Here is an 18,332-nt window from a genome sequence, read left to right on the forward strand (position 1 = left end):
TCCGGCTATTGAATGAAGATGAATTCCTGCGTGTTGACCATGGCCCACGCCATGCGCTGGCGCGTCAGGTTGGGGTCGGCCTCCCACTGCGCGAGCACGTAGGCCTTCTCCTTTTCGTTGGGCTGGCGGGTCAGGAAGCCCATCGTTAAAATCTCCAATGCCTGCATCGGCTCTTTGGTTTTCCGTGCGCGTTTTATCGGGTCGGAGTGGTCGGCGAGCACGCCGTTGGTCTCGGAGGAGTTGAGAAGCAGCAACGCCTGATTGATCGTCGAGGTGTCGTCAGCATTGTCCACGATGTCGCGGTCGGACTGACCAAAAACGCGGAGCCAGTGGTCGACGTTTTCCGGGCTGTTGAGGTCGGCCGCGCGGTGTAAATTCTTTTCCCACCATTCGAGTTTCTTGCCCTTGTTCGGCTTGTCGTTATCGAGAGTTTCATCGCCTTCCATGCTGGCACCCATCATAGTCATCGAGGCGTCGACGTTGGAGTATTGCCGCCACTTTTGTTCTGCGTCGCGATGGGTTTGCTGAAGCTCTTTATACTCAGGCGTGTCGCGCAAATCAGGATCGTTGCGAATCTTAAAAAATGCGGTTCGTGCATCCTGACGCTCCTGCCAGGCGACTTCGGCGCTTTCCAAATAATCGGCAAATTGATCGTTGGTAAAGGTGCTAAGCAGCTGGACGGGAGCAGGGGGCGGTGGAATGGAGTCGCGGTAGTCGGCGGGCTTCTCATCGGCTTCTGGCTTGAGCAGGACGACGTAAGAATCCCACATCTGTTCGGCGGTCAGGCGGCGCAAAACGGGGCCGGTGTAATGGTAGTCCTGCGGCTGCTCGGGATCGAAGATGACCGCACTGCGCTGGAAGAAATCCGTTTTCAAAATGACGGTGTAAAAGGCCCGTATGTCGAAGTCCTTCGCCTGCATGATCTCGGTCAACGCCTCGGCCAAGCCCGGAACCTGGGACTTCGAGTCGGCGCGCAAGTCGTCAATCGGCTCGATGGCACCGCGGCCCATGGCAGCCTTCCACAGGCGGTTGGCGATTACGGTGGTAAAGCGCGGGTTATCGGCGGAGGTCACCCACTCGGCGTAATACTCGGTGCGCTCGGCGGCTTTCATTTTTTTGGTATCCGCGTTCTCGCCAAAGATCGTGTGCGGCTCCACGTTGGTATTCGCTTTGACGTCGTCGTATTGGTAGTCGTGCGGATACTTGAGCGGCTGTTCGCGGTGGGCGGTTTGCCAGAGCATCGGGCGGAAGAGGTCGCGCCCGGCCGGATTGAGCAGACGACTGGCGTTCATGCGCTTCTTGTCTTTGTCGGAAAGCTCCTCGAAGTTGCGCTCTTGGAGAACTTCGAGAACTGGCTTTAGCTCGTCGATATTGCCATAGCCAATGCGCGTATTGACGGCGTAGCGGTAGGCGGCCATCTCGTAAAAATCGCGTCGCGTCCAGACGTCGGTCGGGTGGTCGTGGCACTGGGCGCATTGCATTTGGGTGCCGAGGAAAACCTGCATCGTCAGCGCCATGTTATCGAGCGGCATGCCCTGATCGCGGAGGTAATAGGAGCTCGCGGGGTTATCCCACGGCGCGCCCTCGGCGGAAAGAATTTCGCGGACGAGTTCATCGTAGGGGCGGTTCGCGCGGAGCTGATTCTTCAGCCACGGGACAAAATATTTGCCGCCGCTCACGTTGCCCTCGCGGCCGGTGGTGCGGATGCGCAGCGCGTCGGCCCAGAGATTAAACTGATGACTCACGAAGCCCTCTGATGCGATTAATTTGTCAATGAGGGCGTGGCGCTTGTCGGGGCTTTTGTCGGCGAGCCAAGCGGTCGCCTCCTCGTAGGTTGGGATCCGACCAACAATGGTCAGGTAGGTGCGGCGCAGGTAAATTTCGTCATCGACGATGGGCTCGCCCTTCACGCCTTGGCTCTGCCAATAGTCGGTGAGCAGTTGATCAATGCGGGCGCTTTCCTTGGGCTTGGCGGCTACTGCGGGTAATGCGGCAAAGAGCAGGGCTATCGTCAGAATTTGTCGAAAAATCTGCCGCGAACTGAGCCTGAGGCTGCGCGTATTTAACATGAACGGATGCGAGGTAAATGGGAAAACTAGATAGTCAAAGCCTAGATTGTAACCAAAATACTGCATTCGCCAACCCAACCGCAATGAAAACTTTGTGGGCCATGCAGCCCACTCTGGCGCTGGGCTTTTTCGGGTAGACGGGTTATCGGGGCTTACTATTGAGCAGCTCGCTGAGCCATTTGCGATGCGGCCCGGTCAGGGTGATGGCGTCAAGCTCGGCCACCGGTTGCCAGAACAGCGTTTCCTCGCCACCGACAAATTTCTCGATCGCGGGCGACCACTCTACGTGGAGGAAGCGCTCCTCGATGCGTTCATTGGCGATGCCACGGCGGCGGGTCAGGATCAGTTCGGCGGGGTAGGCGACGCTGAGCAATTCGGCTGGTGGCAGCTCGCACATGCCGGCGAGGCGGCGGGCAGTCTTGGGAATCTGGTGCACGAGCAGGCAGCCCTCGTGCGCGAGGAATACGCGGTCGATGCGGCGGTTGATGACGGACTTTTTCCGCATGCGCGGCAGTTGGGCGGGGTCGGCCTCGCGGTAGCCGGCGCAGAAGCCGCGCACCGGGCAGAGCAGGCATTGCGGGTTGGCTTTGGCGCAGATCGTCGCGCCCAGCTCCATCATGGCCTGGTTGTGGTCGCCGGGCTCGGCGGTGTGCTGGATCAGTTCGTCGGCGAGCGCGGTAAACACCTTCACCGCCTTGCCGTTGTCGGTAAATTCCTGTTGGTCGTTGGTCAGCCGCGCAAGGATACGGACAACGTTGCCATCGACGACGGCGCTCTTTTCGCCAAAGGCAATGCTGGCAATCGCGGCTGCCGTGTAGGGGCCCACGCCGGGGAATGCGCGCCAGGCTTCGGCGGTTTGCGGCTTGGGCTTGGCGGCCATCCATTGCTTGGCCAGCTTGTGCAAATTGCGTGCGCGTGAGTAATAGCCCAGGCCCTCCCAGAGCTTGACGACCTGCTCCTCCGGCGCGCTGGCGAGCGCGGCAAAATCCGGCAGCGCCTGCATCCAGCGGGCGAAATAGGGCAGCACGGTCGCAATCTGCGTTTGCTGGCACATAAACTCCGACACGACCGTGCGGTAGAGCGAGGGCTCCTCGCGCCAGGGCAGCGGTCGGTAATTTTCGCGATACCAGGCGAGCAGGGCGTGGGCGAAGTCTCCGGCGGCGTCGGGCAAAGTGGGTGGCTTGGCGGGCATGGTATTTTCTTTAATAACCCTCAATGCGGAGGGATTGCCCGTTGTGCTCGGCACCGAGGCCGAGGAGGAATGGTGCGGCGACTCTGGCCCAGCGCTCGGGTGAGGCCTGTTCCCGCGAGCGCTCGCCATAGTGTCCGCGCAGGAGGTCGGTGTCGATGAGGCCGGGCTGCACGGGAACGCTTGCCATCGGGGGAGAAAGCTCCAGCGCCAGCGATTTCAAGATGCCTTCAATGGCGTGCTTGGTGGCGCAGTAGGGCGCGATCTTCGGGTAACCCCGGTGCCCGGCACCCGAGCTGAATGCTGTAATAACACCCGCGCCGCGCGCCTTCATCGCCGGTACGAAAGCTCGCAGTGTGTGGACGACGCCCATCACGTTGAGGCTCAGCATTTCCTCCCAGTGGGCAACGGGGATCTCGGCCATATCGCCGTGCCTATTCATCATGCCGGCGTTAGCGATTAAGAGGTCCGGCGCGCCAAGGCGGTTGGTTAATTGATCCGCCCAATCTTGCACTTGGGCATGGTTGGTCACATCGACTTGGGCGAAGTTGTCTGGCTGGCTGGTCAGTGCGCGCAGCTCGTCGAGTTTGGCGTCATCACGCGCGCAACCAGCCAGCCGATAGCCGGCGGCGTGGTAAGCCTCGACCAGCGCGCGGCCCAGCCCGCGGGTGCACCCGGTGATCACGATGTAGCGCGGCAGATCAGACATGCTGGCCACGATACGCGGCGCAGCGGCAGAGAGTCAATCTTGGCGAAAAATGCTTTGCGCCAATTCACGGCAGGCGCCTTTATTTGCCAGACGATGGAGGTGATTTTTCTAGGGACGGGCACATCGCAGGGGGTGCCCATGATCGCGCACGACAGCGAGGGTTGCGACTTGGCCAACCCCAAGAACTGGCGCACGCGCAGCAGTATCCATGTCGTCATGGACGGCTATCACGTGCAGGTCGACGCCGCGCCGGAGTTTCGCCTGCAGTGCATCCGCAACCAGATCGAGTGGATCGACACGTTTATTTTAACGCACCCCCACGCCGATCACATTCAGGGGATGGACGACTTGCGCCGCTTTTGCGACATGCATGGTGGCGTGGCGCTGCCCGTTTACAGCACCGAGCTGGGCTTGGCGCGTATCAAGCAGATTTACCCCTACGCGATAGGCGAGCGCCCGGCGAGCACGGGCTACGCGGCATTTCGATTGGCGGAGATGCCCGGCGTCCTGGAAACGCCCGGTGGCACGGTGTCGAGCACGCTGCTTCCCCACGGTGGGTTGATGTCGCTTGGGCTGGTGTTTGAGGAGAAGTCGTCGGGCCGCAAGTTGGCGTATTTTAATGACTGTAGCGAGGTGCCGCCCGCCGCTCGCGAGTTGGCCGCTGGGGCCGATGTGGTCGTGCTGGATGGCCTGCGCCCGAAGGAGCACCCGACGCACATGTCGACCCCCAAGGCGATGCAAACCGCCGTCGAAATGGGGGCTCCGCAGTCCTACTTGACGCACTTCACCTTTCACATCGATCACGAGACTTGGTCGGCCAAAATGCCGGAAAAAGTGGCCTTGGCCTACGACGGGTTGAGGCTCTCTCTGTAACGCACCGGTTGCCTATCTGGCGTTCTGGCAGTGAGTTAGCAAAAGGGCGATTTCGTAAATGTGGGTCTGATTTCCCTTGCCGCAGAGAAAAGTGGCCTATACCGTCTTTGGTTGCTTATAGTTACATTACGCCTTCGAGACATCGGTTACCGCCGAAATCTCAGGCCGCTATGCTCCCCACATGAATCATCGCATTTCACAACGCGTTTATTCGGACGCCGCACTCGACAGTTGGTTGATGCGCCTGATGGACGACTGGGAGCAGCAATTTGACTCCGAGGCGGTCGATGAGGGCCGCCGACTGTATCGCAAGGGGAACATCCGGCAAGTCGAGCTTGGCGCTGACGACGCGATTGTCCACCTGCGTCTCGAAGACGGCTCGGATGTTTACGTGGTGCTGGAGTGGGAGAAGGAACGCTTTTCGGCGCGCTCGTCTCTGGAAGATTCCTACCTGCGCGAAATCATCGCCGCTGCCGCGCTTTACGAAATCGAAGAGCTGGTCGCCGAAGAGGTCGGCGCGCTGCCGCCCGAGGATAAGCCCAAGGCCAAGCAGGTGGAGGAAGAAGCCGCCGTCGAGCCCGAGCCGGCTCCCGAGGTTAAACCAGCGCCGAAGGTCGAGCCTGAGCCTACCCGCCAGCTCATCCTGAAATTTAGCGCCATCGACGCTGGCCTGGCGATGCTGGCCATCTGGCGTGAACCTAATGGGCAGGAACAGCGCGCGCTTGGCCCCCATGCGCCTAGGGCGGACATGACCACCGCCGAGGAGCGCGAAGACCTGATCCGCCTGGCCAGTGGTGCCCGTCGCGACGGCTTCCGTTACCAGTCGGGATCAGCTCGTTACGAGCTGCATCAGCTGGACCGTTTGCCGGGCTTTGTGCGGCAGGATTTGCCCAAGTGGGAGCAGCACTTTACCGTCGAGATCGACCCCGATGTGCAATGCCTCGCCGAGGGCGTGCGCGAGATCGACGTCGCCGTGGAAATTGACGAAGTCCTCACCGGCGGCGACCTCGATATCAATTGGAAGCTCACGCTGGGCTCCAGCCGACTGACGGACAAAGAACGCCGCCGCCTCTTGCGGAAGATCGACGAGGGGCCGGTGCTCCTGCCGGGGCGCGGTCTGGTCCGGCTCAATCGCGAGCAGGCTAAAGCCATTGCCGAAACGGGTGATAGCATGGCCGTTATTTCCGGCCGCGCGCCGCGCTATCTGCTATTTTCTTTTTTCGCGCAGGAGGCGGTGAAGCTCGACCTCTCGCCCGAGCTGGATGACTGGCGCAAACGGCTTTTCCACCCGGACCCGGGTGTCAACGGCGCGCCGGAGTTTCTTCGCGGCTACCAGCAGCACGGTGTCCATTGGATGCAGCATTTGTTCGGCTGCGGCTGCCATGGCTTGCTGGCGGACGAGATGGGCTTGGGCAAAACCCTGCAGGTCCTGAGCCTGCTGAGTATCCGTCAGGTAGCGGGCAAGCCGAGCCTGATCGTTTGCCCGGCGAGCGTGGTGCCCGTGTGGCAGCAGGAGGTGCAGCGCTTTTTCCCGCATATGCGCACCGAAGCGCTCGGCAAGGGGCAGAGTTTCGAATCCTTCGACGACCCGAATATCCTTTGGCTGGCCAGCTACACGCAGCTCCGCCGCCACCGCTCGCAGCTTGACGACCGTGAGTTCGGCTACGTGGTGCTCGACGAGGCACAGTTTATTAAAAACCCCGACGCCAAGTCCACGCAGGCCTGCCTCGCGCTGAAGGCCGATCATCGCCTCGCGCTGACGGGCACGCCGCTGGAAAACCGCTTCCTCGACGTGTGGACCATTTTCCGTTTCCTGATGCCGGGTCTGCTCGGCATGCGTCGCCGGTTCGAGGAGACCATCCACGACGAGGGTGCTGTGGCCATGGAGCGCATCCGCACGCAATTGGCACCGTTTATCCTGCGCCGCACGAAAAAGGAGGTCGCCAAGGAGCTGCCGGACAAGGTGGAGCTAGACCTCGTTTGCCCGCTCACGGACCTGCAACGCTCCGAGTATTTGCGGATTTCCACGGAGGGTGTAAGCCGCTTTGGCGACAACTTGCCCGCCGGTATGCGCGAGAATGCGATGGGGCTCTTAACGCTGCTCACGCGACTGCGGCAGACCTGTTGCGATCCCGGCCTGCTGCCGTGGATGAGCTCCGACGCCACTCAAAGCGGCAAGCTCAACATGCTGCGCGACCGCTTGCGCGAGATCATCGCCAGCGGGCACAAGGCCGTGGTGTTCAGCCAGTTTGTCTCGCTCCTCGACCGCGCCAAAGACGTGCTTAAAGAGGAGTTCCCCGACCTACCGATTTACGAACTGAGCGGGAAAACGATCGACCGGCAAAAGCCCGTTGCCGAGTTCCAAAAGCAGAAGGGGGCGGGGATATTCCTCGTCAGCCTGCGCGCGGGCGGATCGGGCATCACGTTGCACGCGGCGGATTACGTCTTCCTGCTCGACCCGTGGTGGAACCCGGCCGTCGAGGCGCAGGCCATCGACCGCGTCCACCGCATCGGTCAAAAGCGCGTGGTATTCGTCTATCGCATGATCACCGCGGGCACGATTGAGCAGCGCATTCAGAAGCTCAAGGCCGAGAAGCGCGAGCTCTTCGAGCAAGCCGTGGGCGGTGCCACTGGCGGCGACGACTTCACCAGCTACTTCCGCTCGCTAACGGATTTAACCGAGCTGCTGGACGAATCGAGCCGGCCGGAACTGGCTCCGGCGTAGCGGGGGGGATTTGGTGTCGTGTTGCCATTCGGCTTAAGAGCCGCGTCGCCGGGCTTTCTTGTAAACCTGTGATCGTTCTCGCTTGCCGACGGTAATCACGATGACGGACACTTCACCGTCGTCGACTTCGTAAACAAGGCGGTAGCCCGAGGAGCGAAGCTTGATCTTGTAGTGGTTTTTGAAGCCATGAAGCCGATCTGCCGGAACGTTTGGTTCAATCAATCGCTCCTTTAGTTTCTTTTTGAGCTGCTCGCGGATCGTGGGCCCGAGCTTCTGCCATTCTTTCAGTGCGCTGGGGAGGAATTTCAGCTTATAGCTCATCCAAGCTGACCTCTTGCGCCATAGTCTTCTCGGCGGCGCGTTGCTCTATGATTTGCGCTAATTCATGATCCTCGATCACGCTGGTAATCCACTCATATGTCTCGGCTGGAATCAGGTAAGCCGTTGGCTTGTTGTGATTTAAAATCGCGACAGCCTCCCCATTTGCCTGTTCGATCAGCTGGCTTGGGTTCTTCTTCAGCTCCGAGATGCTTGCCGAATATGGGCTTAAAATAGGACTCATAATAGCGCTAAAATAAGCTCTTATTTGTGTTTTTCAAGTCTACTCCACCGCGGTATACAGGTTTAATTACGATTTGGAGCTTCCAAGCTATCAGAACAGCAATTGCTTTTGCTGGATCACGACGATGGAGCGGTTTTCGAGCAGGATTTTATCGGCGTCGGGGAAGACGGCCATGTCGTAGAGCATTGGGTCTTTGCTGCCAATCTGCTCAATCACCCAGATGCGCGAAATATTGCTGAAAACGCTGAACCCGCCCGCCATTTCAATGGCGTCCTTGAGCGTGGGCTGGTGCTGGAACCTAGCTTCGGCGGGTTGGCCGTAGGTTTGCTTTTCGTAAGCGCCTTCCTTGGCGCCAAAGATCGAAATATGGTAAACTTTCGGCGTCGATGGCGGCTTGAAGGCATAGGCGATGCCTGACATAAAGATTAACAACGCCAAGGCGGCGAGTGCATGCTTGCTCATGGTATCCTTAGAACCGATTTCGGTAAAAATGTTACAGCGAAGTAGCGTGGTCGTCAAATGATTGGCAGGGAATGCGCACGATGGCGTTACGTATCCTTGGCTGCTTCTTCCGGCTCGTCCTCGGTGGGTAGACCCATGCGGGCGGCGCGCACGCGCCATAGTTTGCGGGCAAAGGCCTGGAGGTCCTGATGGCGGTCGTTTTCGTCGACGATTTCAAAGCCGAGCACCGTTTCGATGACGTCCTCAAAAGTGACGATGCCTGCGGCCGAGCCGAACTCATCCGTGGCCAGCATGATATGGGTGTTTTCCTCGGACAGACGGCGGAACATGACGTCCACCGATTCGCGCTCGGAGGTGACGAGGATGGGGCGGCGGCAGGCCTCGATAGCGAAGTCGTCGCCCTCGGTGGCGCAGCGGTAAAGCACTTCGGAGCGAACCACGAAGCCGGTAATGTCGTCGCGATTCTCTCGGAAGATCGGGATGCGGGTGAAGGGCTTGTCCTTGATCGCCTCAATGAACTGGCGGCCGGTGGTTTTCTCCGAGAGCATGAAAACGACGGGGCGCGGCGTCATGATGTTGACCACGCGCATATTTTTGAGCTCCAGGATGTTTTGGAAAACGGTGCGCTCATGCGAGTCGATGATGCCTTCTTCCTCGCCGAGGTTGGCCATAGCGAGCAGCTCAGCACGGTCGGTGTGTGTGCCCTCGACACTGCCGCGCGTGATGAGCTTCGTGATCTGTTTGCAGAACCAGACCAGCGGGCTGAGCAGCCGGATGAGCCAGGGGAGAATCCACGAAACAATCGGCGCGAAAAACAACGCATAGCGCGCGCCCAGGGTCTTTGGAATAATCTCCGTGACGATGAGGATCGCCAGGGTCAGTACGCCGGCAAAGATCGACTCACCCACGTTGCCATAGACCTTGGCGTATTGCGCGCCGGCCCCGGCTGCGCCCATGGTGTGGGCGATGGTGTTGAGCGTGAGGATCGCCGAGAGCGGCCGGTCGATGTCGGCTTTGAGCATTTCCATGCGAACGCCCCAGGCTTTGCCGGCGGATTTGGCGCGTTCGATCTTCGACGGAGTAACGGTCAGAAGGGTCGACTCCAGCAGCGAACAAAGGAAGGAGAAGCCCAGCGCGATCAGCACATATACAATTAAAAGAAACATTATTGGCCACAACTGAACACACCCAGCGTCGCGCGACAACACTAACCGGTCGATTCGCGCTACGATGCGCGGGTGCCATTGGTCGCGGCGGCGTTGTGTTCGGTCGAGCCGCGGACAATCAAGTCATGTTGAAACTGTATGACACGAGAGCGCGGCAGGCCGTCGTCATCAAGGAAATCGATCAAGTAACGCGTCGCGTCCGCGACCATGTCTTCCACGGGAATCTGCATGGTGGTGATGCCCGGGTAGGCATTGCGGGATTGGGGATCGTCGTTATAGCCGGTGACGCACACCTCGTCGGGCACGCGAAAGCCGGCCTGAGTGGCGACCCCGACTGCGGGGACGGCGTCGCTATCGGTCCAGCAGACCAGCGCGGTCTTCTGCCCGGCGTCACGGCCTGCCTGCAGGAACTGGATGAGCTGCTCGGAGTTGACAGGGTCGTTGGCCAGGCTGCCATCGATGATGGCATGCGCCGTCACGGTCTGGTTGGCGGCAATGAATTCATCGATCGCAATTTCGCGGCCGGCCTTGGAGCGCATGGCCAACGGTCGACCCGTCACATAAGCCAAACGAGTGCAGTTGAGCTGATGGTGGACGTAATTGAGCATCGTCATCATACCAGCACGGTCGTCATCCACAAGCTGAAGCAGGCCCTTTCGCTCGGGGATTGGACGGCGAATTAAGGCAACCGCGACAGACTGGTTGATCAAGGCGTCGATAACCTTCGAATAGTTGGTGCGCGGGCAGAAGTAGATCAGACCTTTGCAGCCGAGCGCATGGGCGCTATCGGGTTGTTTGACCCCGAGGCGCTTACTGATGTCTTCCTCCGTGAAGAGTTTACAGTCGTAATCGTGGACGGTGGCCGCGTCGCGAAATGTGGAAATGGCGCGGTTGTAGAAGGCGTTGTTCAGGCAACCGGAATCGGGCAGCACGATGCCAATGGACCGTGTGCGCATGCGCTGCACAGCGGATACGTTTTGCAGGACGTTGTAGTTTAGTTTCTTGGCGGCCGCGAGGACCTTCTCGCATGTTTCCGGTTTGATGTTGCCCCGATTATTCAGGGCGGAGGAGACCGTGAAAATGGAATACCCGCATTCTTTGGCGACGTCGCGTATCGTTACCTTCTTCTTCATTCAGTTTGGGCTGAAGCCTACGTGCGTGGGCAAACTTGGCAATACCAAGCGGCTAGCGTTGGCGTCTACGCCACCAAGCGATGCCTAGTACGCCCAGCCCCAGAATTGCGGCGTAGGTTTCGGGCTCGGGGACGACATCAGCGGTAATGACGATGTAGTCGATCTCGTAGCCTGTGCCCGCGACATCACCTATTGGGTCGAAGCGCCATCCGTTGGCGGCGATGGGCGTGTCGGTAGAGTCGGAAATGTCCCAAGTGAATTCCACCCATTCGCCGGATGGCTCGAAGGTAAAGGTCCAGTCGCCGCCGCTGGTGGTGGGCAACGGTTGTTTAAAGCCTGAGCCCGGCCATTGGATGCGGGTGCCGGAATTGGCATAGGCTTGGGTAGCCGTACCGACGTCGATGGGGTCGCCATCGAGTTGCCGCCAGCGAATGGTCATGGTTTCCCAGTTTTGGAAGCCGACCGGCGTGGTGATTTCATTCGTGTAAAATAGCTTGGGGTCGTTGGTGCTGGCACCAGCACTGAGGACGCTTTCCGATCCACTAACGGCAGCGCGGACGTCCAAATTGGTGCTGCCATCGGCGATCCACCCTTCGGTGTCGCCGGGGGAGTTAAACTGCCAGTCTTCGACGACGACGATGGCGGCGGAAGCATTTACGGTCAAAAGTGACGATAGGGCGATGAGGGATAGTGTCTGTTGCATAATTGATGTGGGTTGTTGCAAACTACAGTGCATATAACTGTTATATTGTAAATTATATAATTCCCTAAATTTCTTTTTAAACAAACGAGGATCGGAACGAACTGTTTTGAAATTAGCTTGTCGAAAGCAGTTTTGAAAGTGGTTATATTCCGACTAGGTGATAAATTCCGTGCTACTGGTCCTGAAAATAGTTTCTAATGTGATAAGAAAGCTGCTAAGCAAACCAGTGATTCCTTCACCCCAACCCAATTCCCCCTGTGACTGAGACCGAAGACTACATTGCGCAAGTTACCCAAGAAGTTCAAAATGCTAACCAATGGCTGCCCGCGCTGCATGAACAGCTCGCTAAGCGCATCGTTGGCCAGCATTACCTGATCGATCGCCTGCTCGTCGGCCTGCTCGCTAACGGTCACGTGCTGCTGGAGGGCTTGCCCGGGCTCGCCAAGACATCGACCATCAATGCGCTTGCGCTGGCGGTAAATTCCGACTTTTCGCGCATCCAGTTTACGCCTGATTTGCTTCCCGCCGACCTGATCGGCACGCTCGTTTACAACCCGAAGGACAACGTCTACACGACGCACAAGGGACCGCTGTTCGGCAACCTGATCCTCGCCGACGAAATTAACCGCGCCCCTGCCAAGGTGCAGTCCGCGCTGTTGGAGGCTATGCAGGAGCATCAGGTGACCATCGGCGACACCATCTATCCGCTGCCCGAGCCGTTCCTGGTGTTGGCGACGCAGAATCCTGTCGACCAAGAGGGGACTTATCCGCTGCCCGAGGCGCAGATGGATCGCTTCATGCTCAAGGTAGTTGTCGAATATCCGGAGGAGCACGAGGAGCTGCAAATCCTCGACATCATGGCGCAGACACGGCCCAAGATTCCCATTGAGCCGGTGCTGTCACCGGAGAATATTTTGGCGATGCAGGACATCGTGGACAAGGTTTACGTCGATGAGTCCGTGCGCAAATACATCGTGAGCTTGGTGATGACCACGCGTGATCCGGCCCGCGTCGATGAGAAGCTCGTGCCGTATATTAAATACGGCGCTTCGCCGCGTGCGACGATCAACCTGACCCTCGCTGCCCGGGCCAAAGCGTTCCTCTCCGGCCGCGGTTACGTGACGCCGGACGACGTCAAAGACATGGCGCTCGACGTGATGCGCCACCGCATCAACACCACTTACGAAGCGGCCGCCGACGAGGTGACCCGCGAGGATATTTTGACCCGCGTGCTTGAACTCGTCCAGGTTCCCTAAGCCCGCAGGGTCGCTGATTATGAGCGCCAAGCAATGGCTGAAGCGGGTCCGCGCCGTCGAGGTGAAGACCCGACTGCTCTCGGAGCAACTCCTACAGGGGCAGGCGCACTCCATCTTTACGGGGCGCGGCATCGACTTCGAAGACGTCCGGCCCTACCAGCCGGGGGACGACGTGCGCCGCATCGATTGGAACGTCACCGCGCGCATGCGCGAGCCCTACGTGAAGCGCTTCATCGAAGAGCGCGAACTGACCTTTATCATTCTGCTGGACCTGAGTTCGTCGGGTGCCTTTACCTCGGCTGAGCAGTCGAAAAACGAGCTCGCCGCCGAGCTGTGTGGCGTTTTCGGCTTCAGTGCGATTCGCAGTAACGACCGCGTCGGGCTGGTGCTCTTTACGAGCGAAGTCGAGGCGTGGATTCCCCCCGCCAAGGGCGAGGACCACGTGCTGCACATGATTAAAGGCGCGCTGTTCCACGAGCCGCGCAACAGCGGCACGAACATTTCCGAGGCGGTGAAATTCCTCGAACGCGTGTCGGCGAGACCGGCGGTGGTAGTCGTCATTTCCGATTTCATGGACGAGGGCTTCGAGCGGGCGATCAAGTCTGCCAACCAACGCCACGAAATGATGGCGCTGAACCTGATCGACCACCGCGATTTCGAGCTGCCGCGTGTGGGATGGGTGACGTTGCAGGACCCCGAGACGGGCGACTTCGTGGAGATCAACACGAACAAAAAGAAGATCCGCGAGGCTTACAAAGAGCGGGCGATGGCTCGCTACCGGAGCCTGCATCACAAGCTGCGCAGTGGCGGCGTGCCGGCGTTGGACATCCATACCGATCGCCCGTATTTCGTCGATCTCTGTCAATTTCTAACCGAGCGCTCGTCGCGACGACTGGCCTGATGGCGGACGAAACCACAGAGGCAACCACCGTTGAAGAGATCGGCCTGATCGACGACCTTGCGCCCGCCACGCCGCCGGCCGAGGTCAGTGCGTGGTGGTTTATCGGCCCAGCAATCGTGGTCATCGCATTGGCGGCGATTATCTGGCAGATGCGGGCGCGCATACGGGCGAAGATAGAGCAGCTAACCGCGCCGCCGCCTCCCAATCCCGCCAAGGATGCGCGTGAAGCCCTGGCAGAGCTGCGTGCAGCGATGAGCGAGCTGACCATGCGCGAATTTATTGACCGCTTGTCGAAGATTTTTCGCGCCTATTTGGAGGGACGTTTCACCATTCGCGCCACGAGCCAAACGACGCGTGAGTTTCTGAAAGCCGCGACGAAGGGCAGCCGTTTCAATGAAGAAACGCGCGAGAAAATTCGCGAGTTTCTGGAGACGTCCGACCGTGCCAAGTTCGCGCATCAGACGGTGCCCGAAGAGACGGGAAACGCGTTTTTGGCTTTCGTCGAAAGCTACATTGAGGCAACCGAGAAATCACCACCTGCCAAGGAGGATTCGCGATGAACGACTTCTGGCTGCGCGCGGCGGAAATACGCTTTGCCTACCCGTGGCTGCTGGTGCTGTGGGTGCTGATCCCGGTGGCGGTTTACCTGGCTTCGCGCCATGGGCCAGCGGGCTCGTTGACGTTTTCTTCGACGAAAATCCTCGCCGGGCTGGCCAAGGAAAACCGCGTGAGCCGCGGTTTCTTTCTACGCCTGTTGAGGATCATTGGGCTGGCGCTGCTCGTTGCCGCCATCGCGCGGCCGCGGATTCCGCAGGGTGAAATTCCGGACTCGGAGAAGGGTATCGACATCATGCTCGTGCTCGACTTTTCCGCCTCGATGGACGCCGAGGATTACGTGGTCGACGGCGAGAAAGTTTCCCGCCTGACCGCGCTGAGCACCGTCATTGGCGAGTTCCTCAAAGGCCGTGCGCACGACCGTTTTGGCATCGTGGGTTTTGCCAAGCATCCGTATCTCACGAGCCCGCTTACCCTGGACTATGACTGGATCGAAAACGCGCTGAAATCGATCAAGACGGAAGGCGGCACGGCGGTAGGCGAGGGTATCCACATGTCCGTGAAATACCTGCTTGCCGACGAGCGCAGCCGCGTGGCGGAGGAGGCGGGGCAGGAGCCACAGCCAGCCTCGCACTGGTACGACATGCTCGACATGCAGGAGCATATCGAGGTGGAGGGATCGCGCGGCCCGGACAAGCGGCAGAAGGTGCTGATTCTCGTTTCCGACGGCATTAGCAACACCGGTATGTCGCCGTTGGAGGCTGCCAAAATCGCCAAAGAGCACCAGATCCGCGTGCACACGATTCGGATTAATCCCGGCACGGTTCAGCCGCGCAGTTTGGAGCGCGATGTCATGTATGCGATCGCCAAGGAAACCGGTGGCGAGTTTTTCCAGGCTACGAATACCGCCACGCTACTGTCGATTTACCAGCAGATCGACCAGATGGAAAAGACCGTCATCGAACAAAAGCGTTTTCAGAATTACGACGAGGTTTACCACTGGTTTGCCTGGGGCGGGCTGGGGTGCCTGGCGCTGAACTTCCTGCTGTGGCAGACGATTAAAAGGAGGCTGCCATGAGGTTCGTTTATCCGGAAATTTTTTGGGGCGGGCTTGGCTTTCTGGTCTTGTTGCTCGCGGTCTTTGTCTGGTCGAACTGGCGGGCCAAGCGGCGCATGCGTTTGTTCCTCGGGCCGGCGATTCAACGCGTGGCAAACCTCCGCGCCATCTATGCGCGCAGCCGGTTGAAGGCGCTGTTGTTTTTGCTCGGTCTGCTGATGATTTTAATTGGCTTGGCGCGACCGGTGTTGGAGCCTGAAGACCAGGAAATCAAGCGCATCGGCATGGACTACTTTATCGTGCTGGATGGCTCCAAGAGCATGCTCGCGACCGATATGGAGAGCAACCGGCTGGAGGCCTCGAAGCGGGCCATTAAAAAACTGCTGGAGGCATCCAAGGGCGACCGCGTGGGGCTGGTGGTGTTTGCCGGAAAAGGCTTTTTGCGCGCCCCGCTGACCTTCGATTTCGCCGCGTATAATCTCGTGCTGGACCACGTGAGCGCGAGCAATACCTACCCGGGCGGCACGAATCTAGAGGGCGGCCTGGAGCGCGTGGCCGACGCCATGGCCGACATGGACCTGAAGCACAAGGCCGTGATCGTCATCTCCGACGGCGAGGAGCTGGAGGGGGACGCCGTGGGCTTTGCACGCCAAATGTATAACGAGCACGGCATCGTTACGCACGCCGTGGCCGCTGGCACGATGACGGGTGCGAAGATCGAGCTGAGCCGTCGCGGCGACCGCGTTTATTATCAGCGCGATGCGTATGGCACCGAGGTCACTTCGCGCATGGACCGCTCGCTGCTGCGCCGCGTGGCCGAGGCCGGGCGCGGTAAGTTTATCGAGCTCGACGAAGACGGCGACGCGCTCGTGGACCTCTATTACGAATCGCTGAAGCCGCTTGGCGACGAGGCCGACGTGACCACGATGAAAGGTTATGTTGAGTTTTTCCCGATTCCGTTGTTAATTGGTTTGGCACTGCTCTTGGTGCAGACCGTGATTCCCGAAAAGAACATCCGCCACACGCCGCGCGCAATTTTGACCGATGAGTAACTTTACCCGCATCCTCCTCGCCGGTGTTTTGCTCGCCGCGCCCTTTGTCTCGCACGCGCAGTATGAGGCCATCGAAAAGCTGATCGCGGATGGCAAATTTACCGAGGCCAAACCGCTGATTGACCAGCGTCTCCAGCAGACGCCGGAAGATCCTTACCTCGTCTACAATCTCGCGCTGGTTCACTATGCGGGGGGCAATTACGAGGACGCGATTGTGCTGTGGGAAAAGGTCCGCCTCGCGCCCGACAAAGACCTCGTGACCAAGGCCATGGCGCAGATCGGAAACGCGAGCTACCGGATTAGCGAGCAGATCAAGGCGGACGGGCGGCAGGAGGACGCCACGATCCAGCTGCGCCGCGCCCAGCACTCGTTGCAAGCCGCCGTGGACCGAGATGATGGCTACGATATCGCGGTTCAAAATTACGAGTTCGTCTCAGATAAGCTCGTTGCGCATCTCGTGCAGCAGGGCAATTCCAAGATCGAAAAATCCGACAGCGAATGGGTGAAGGGCGAGCGCGATTTGGTGCTGTTTCGCTCGGCGCTGACGGACTATGAGGAGGCCTTGTTAATCCGCCCGGAGGACGAGGAGATCCAGCAACTCGTCAACAACACGCGCCAGAAGATGACGGACTATTTAAAAGATTCTGGAGAGAAAAATTTGGCCTCTGCCGAAAAGAAAATTGAGAATGTCGATGACCCCACGGCCAAGGAAAAGCTGGAGCAACAGGATGCGCGCGAGCTGCAACATGCCGAGGACCAAATCGGTGAGGCAGTGGCGAACTTTGAAGACGCATTGTCGATCAGCCCTGATGACAAAGAGGCTGCGAAAGCTCTGGAAGAAGCGCGTGAAAAAGCCTCGAAGCTGATGGATGAAATCGCCGATAAGTGGCGACAGAACAGTGAGCTTTACGAGCAGAAAACCGCCGATCTACAGCAGCAGCGCAAGGATGTGCAGCAGCAGTTGGAAAACGAGCAGGATAAGAAAAAGCGCAAGCAGCTCGAAAAGGAATCCAAGGAGCTCGCGCAAAATATTCGCCGCAGCCAGTACGACAGCCAGAACCAGGCGGAGAAGGCGATGGAGGATTATCAGAAGGCCCTCGACTACGATCCGGAAAACCAACAGGCCCAGCAGGCGCTGCAAAAAATGCAGCAAAAAATGTCTCAGGAGCTGGAGGCCCAGGCGGATGAAAATCTTGCCGTTGCCGCGGGTGCACAGGAGCATATTGACTCCCGGCAGGATCGTTTAGAGCAGATGCAAAAGGAACTCGCGCAGCAGCCCGACGCCAATCGCCAGAAGCGCCTGGAAAACGAAATTGCCAAGTATGAGGAGTATAATGCCCGTAGCGCGCAGAACGCCGCCGACCGTTTACTCACGGCCAAGAGCGAGCTTGAAAAGGCGTTGGATTTTGACCCCGGCAATGAATCCGCCGAGAAAAAGTTAGCCGAAACCACGCAAAAAATAGCCGCCGCTCTGGAGCAAGCGGGCGACCAGCAAATGCTCGCCGCCGCGACTCACGAGGAAAATGGAAACGAAGACCAGGCCATCGCCCACATGGAGCAGGCGATCAAAAATTTCGACTCCGCCATGGCCCTCGCGCAGGACGATGCGCAAGCCGACGCCATTGGCCAAAAGATGGATGCCGCCCGCGAAGAGCTGCTCGCCCAGCGCAATGAACGCGCCCAAGAGCTTGCCGCCGCACAGCAGCAAATGCAGGCTCAGCAACAAGCCCAGCAGCCGCAGCAACCCAGCGAGCCAAATGCGCAAAACGCTCAGGAGGTCGCCATGGAATACCAGGAGATGGTCCAGTTTGCCGAAGACGCGCAAGGCAGCGAGGAGTTCGGCAATTTCGACACCAAGGCCATGAAGCGCGTCGTCAAGGACTGGTAAGGCAACAGCAATGGGGTAGGGACGCATCTCCG

At 59.1% G+C, this 18,332-nt stretch carries 17 protein-coding genes; 8 read left to right on the plus strand and 9 right to left on the minus strand.

Annotation, left to right across the window (positions count from 1 at the left end; all coding sequences use genetic code 11):
* Positions 1–5: 5 nt before the first annotated feature.
* The 3 genes from O3S85_RS13080 to O3S85_RS13090 form a co-directional block, all read right to left on the minus strand.
* Positions 6–2,069 carry a DUF1549 domain-containing protein gene (locus tag O3S85_RS13080; protein WP_269540876.1) on the minus strand — a complete coding sequence of 688 codons (2,064 nt, stop codon included), beginning with the start codon at positions 2,067–2,069 and terminating at the stop codon, positions 6–8.
* A 142-nt stretch (positions 2,070–2,211) separates the two neighbouring features.
* The gene (locus O3S85_RS13085; protein ID WP_269540877.1) at positions 2,212–3,261 is read right to left on the minus strand and encodes an A/G-specific adenine glycosylase; all 1,050 of its coding nucleotides are present in this window, start codon (positions 3,259–3,261) and stop codon (positions 2,212–2,214) included.
* A 10-nt stretch (positions 3,262–3,271) separates the two neighbouring features.
* A complete protein-coding gene (locus O3S85_RS13090; protein WP_269540878.1) occupies positions 3,272–3,967 on the minus strand; it encodes an SDR family oxidoreductase in 696 nt (231 codons plus the stop codon).
* A gap of 138 nt (positions 3,968–4,105) precedes the next feature.
* Here O3S85_RS13090 and O3S85_RS13095 point away from each other — a divergent pair, with 138 nt between their 5' ends.
* Together O3S85_RS13095 and O3S85_RS13100 are read left to right on the plus strand one after the other, a co-directional pair.
* A complete protein-coding gene (locus O3S85_RS13095; RefSeq protein ID WP_269540879.1) occupies positions 4,106–4,840 on the plus strand; it encodes an MBL fold metallo-hydrolase in 735 nt (244 codons plus the stop codon).
* 181 nt (positions 4,841–5,021) lie between these two features.
* Positions 5,022–7,565: a DEAD/DEAH box helicase gene (locus tag O3S85_RS13100; RefSeq protein WP_269540880.1), complete on the plus strand. Its 2,544-nt coding sequence runs from the start codon at positions 5,022–5,024 to the stop codon at positions 7,563–7,565.
* A 33-nt stretch (positions 7,566–7,598) separates the two neighbouring features.
* Here O3S85_RS13100 and O3S85_RS13105 read toward each other — a convergent pair whose 3' ends face one another.
* From O3S85_RS13105 to O3S85_RS13130, 6 genes are all read right to left on the minus strand, one after another.
* A complete protein-coding gene (locus O3S85_RS13105; RefSeq protein ID WP_269540881.1) occupies positions 7,599–7,886 on the minus strand; it encodes a type II toxin-antitoxin system RelE family toxin in 288 nt (95 codons plus the stop codon).
* On the minus strand, positions 7,876–8,127 hold the full coding sequence (locus O3S85_RS13110; protein WP_269540882.1) for a type II toxin-antitoxin system Phd/YefM family antitoxin: 252 nt from the start codon (positions 8,125–8,127) through the stop codon (positions 7,876–7,878). Before O3S85_RS13110 ends, O3S85_RS13105 begins: the two co-directional genes overlap by 11 nt.
* Before the next feature lie 90 nt (positions 8,128–8,217).
* Positions 8,218–8,589 carry a hypothetical protein gene (locus tag O3S85_RS13115; RefSeq protein WP_269540883.1) on the minus strand — a complete coding sequence of 124 codons (372 nt, stop codon included), beginning with the start codon at positions 8,587–8,589 and terminating at the stop codon, positions 8,218–8,220.
* A gap of 86 nt (positions 8,590–8,675) precedes the next feature.
* Complete coding sequence (locus tag O3S85_RS13120; protein WP_269540884.1) at positions 8,676–9,755, minus strand: CNNM domain-containing protein; 1,080 nt, start codon at positions 9,753–9,755, stop codon at positions 8,676–8,678.
* Positions 9,756–9,814: 59 nt separating this feature from the next.
* Complete coding sequence (locus O3S85_RS13125) at positions 9,815–10,888, minus strand: LacI family DNA-binding transcriptional regulator (RefSeq protein ID WP_269540885.1); 1,074 nt, start codon at positions 10,886–10,888, stop codon at positions 9,815–9,817.
* Between the two features lie 52 nt (positions 10,889–10,940).
* Positions 10,941–11,591 carry a PEP-CTERM sorting domain-containing protein gene (locus O3S85_RS13130; protein ID WP_269540886.1) on the minus strand — a complete coding sequence of 217 codons (651 nt, stop codon included), beginning with the start codon at positions 11,589–11,591 and terminating at the stop codon, positions 10,941–10,943.
* 257 nt (positions 11,592–11,848) lie between these two features.
* On the opposite strand from O3S85_RS13130, the gene O3S85_RS13135 reads away from it, so the two are divergent.
* Genes O3S85_RS13135 through O3S85_RS13160 form a run of 6 tightly spaced genes read left to right on the plus strand, consistent with a single transcriptional unit; the run spans position 11,849 to position 18,300 of the window.
* Entirely contained in the window at positions 11,849–12,847 is a 999-nt protein-coding gene (locus O3S85_RS13135) for an AAA family ATPase (protein ID WP_269540887.1), read from the plus strand.
* Positions 12,848–12,866: 19 nt separating this feature from the next.
* Entirely contained in the window at positions 12,867–13,748 is an 882-nt protein-coding gene (locus tag O3S85_RS13140; RefSeq protein WP_269540888.1) for a DUF58 domain-containing protein, read from the plus strand.
* On the plus strand, positions 13,748–14,308 hold the full coding sequence (locus O3S85_RS13145; RefSeq protein WP_269540889.1) for a hypothetical protein: 561 nt from the start codon (positions 13,748–13,750) through the stop codon (positions 14,306–14,308). Before O3S85_RS13140 ends, O3S85_RS13145 begins: the two co-directional genes overlap by 1 nt.
* The gene (locus tag O3S85_RS13150; RefSeq protein ID WP_269540890.1) at positions 14,305–15,381 is read left to right on the plus strand and encodes a vWA domain-containing protein; all 1,077 of its coding nucleotides are present in this window, start codon (positions 14,305–14,307) and stop codon (positions 15,379–15,381) included. The genes O3S85_RS13145 and O3S85_RS13150 overlap by 4 nt, the downstream gene beginning before the upstream one ends.
* Positions 15,378–16,412, plus strand: coding sequence for a vWA domain-containing protein (locus tag O3S85_RS13155; protein WP_269540891.1), 1,035 nt, complete (start codon positions 15,378–15,380; stop codon positions 16,410–16,412). The genes O3S85_RS13150 and O3S85_RS13155 overlap by 4 nt, the downstream gene beginning before the upstream one ends.
* On the plus strand, positions 16,405–18,300 hold the full coding sequence (locus O3S85_RS13160) for a tetratricopeptide repeat protein (protein ID WP_269540892.1): 1,896 nt from the start codon (positions 16,405–16,407) through the stop codon (positions 18,298–18,300). Before O3S85_RS13155 ends, O3S85_RS13160 begins: the two co-directional genes overlap by 8 nt.
* The last annotated feature ends 32 nt before the right edge of the window (positions 18,301–18,332 follow it).

The organism is Cerasicoccus sp. TK19100, assembly GCF_027257155.1.
In the GTDB taxonomy this organism is placed as follows: Bacteria; Verrucomicrobiota; Verrucomicrobiia; order Opitutales; family Cerasicoccaceae; genus Cerasicoccus; species Cerasicoccus fimbriatus.

Excerpts from the sequence above, each read along its gene's own strand:
- O3S85_RS13080 (WP_269540876.1), bottom strand. The coding sequence starts at position 2,069 with ATGTTAAATACGCGCAGCCTCAGGCTCAGTTCGCGGCAGATTTTTCGA.
- O3S85_RS13085 (WP_269540877.1), bottom strand. The coding sequence starts at position 3,261 with ATGCCCGCCAAGCCACCCACTTTGCCCGACGCCGCCGGAGACTTCGCC.
- O3S85_RS13090 (WP_269540878.1), bottom strand. The coding sequence starts at position 3,967 with ATGTCTGATCTGCCGCGCTACATCGTGATCACCGGGTGCACCCGCGGG.
- O3S85_RS13095 (WP_269540879.1), top strand. The coding sequence starts at position 4,106 with ATGATCGCGCACGACAGCGAGGGTTGCGACTTGGCCAACCCCAAGAAC.
- O3S85_RS13100 (WP_269540880.1), top strand. The coding sequence starts at position 5,022 with ATGAATCATCGCATTTCACAACGCGTTTATTCGGACGCCGCACTCGAC.
- O3S85_RS13105 (WP_269540881.1), bottom strand. The coding sequence starts at position 7,886 with ATGAGCTATAAGCTGAAATTCCTCCCCAGCGCACTGAAAGAATGGCAG.
- O3S85_RS13110 (WP_269540882.1), bottom strand. The coding sequence starts at position 8,127 with ATGAGTCCTATTTTAAGCCCATATTCGGCAAGCATCTCGGAGCTGAAG.
- O3S85_RS13115 (WP_269540883.1), bottom strand. The coding sequence starts at position 8,589 with ATGAGCAAGCATGCACTCGCCGCCTTGGCGTTGTTAATCTTTATGTCA.
- O3S85_RS13120 (WP_269540884.1), bottom strand. The coding sequence starts at position 9,755 with ATGTTTCTTTTAATTGTATATGTGCTGATCGCGCTGGGCTTCTCCTTC.
- O3S85_RS13125 (WP_269540885.1), bottom strand. The coding sequence starts at position 10,888 with ATGAAGAAGAAGGTAACGATACGCGACGTCGCCAAAGAATGCGGGTAT.
- O3S85_RS13130 (WP_269540886.1), bottom strand. The coding sequence starts at position 11,591 with ATGCAACAGACACTATCCCTCATCGCCCTATCGTCACTTTTGACCGTA.
- O3S85_RS13140 (WP_269540888.1), top strand. The coding sequence starts at position 12,867 with ATGAGCGCCAAGCAATGGCTGAAGCGGGTCCGCGCCGTCGAGGTGAAG.
- O3S85_RS13145 (WP_269540889.1), top strand. The coding sequence starts at position 13,748 with ATGGCGGACGAAACCACAGAGGCAACCACCGTTGAAGAGATCGGCCTG.
- O3S85_RS13150 (WP_269540890.1), top strand. The coding sequence starts at position 14,305 with ATGAACGACTTCTGGCTGCGCGCGGCGGAAATACGCTTTGCCTACCCG.
- O3S85_RS13155 (WP_269540891.1), top strand. The coding sequence starts at position 15,378 with ATGAGGTTCGTTTATCCGGAAATTTTTTGGGGCGGGCTTGGCTTTCTG.
- O3S85_RS13160 (WP_269540892.1), top strand. The coding sequence starts at position 16,405 with ATGAGTAACTTTACCCGCATCCTCCTCGCCGGTGTTTTGCTCGCCGCG.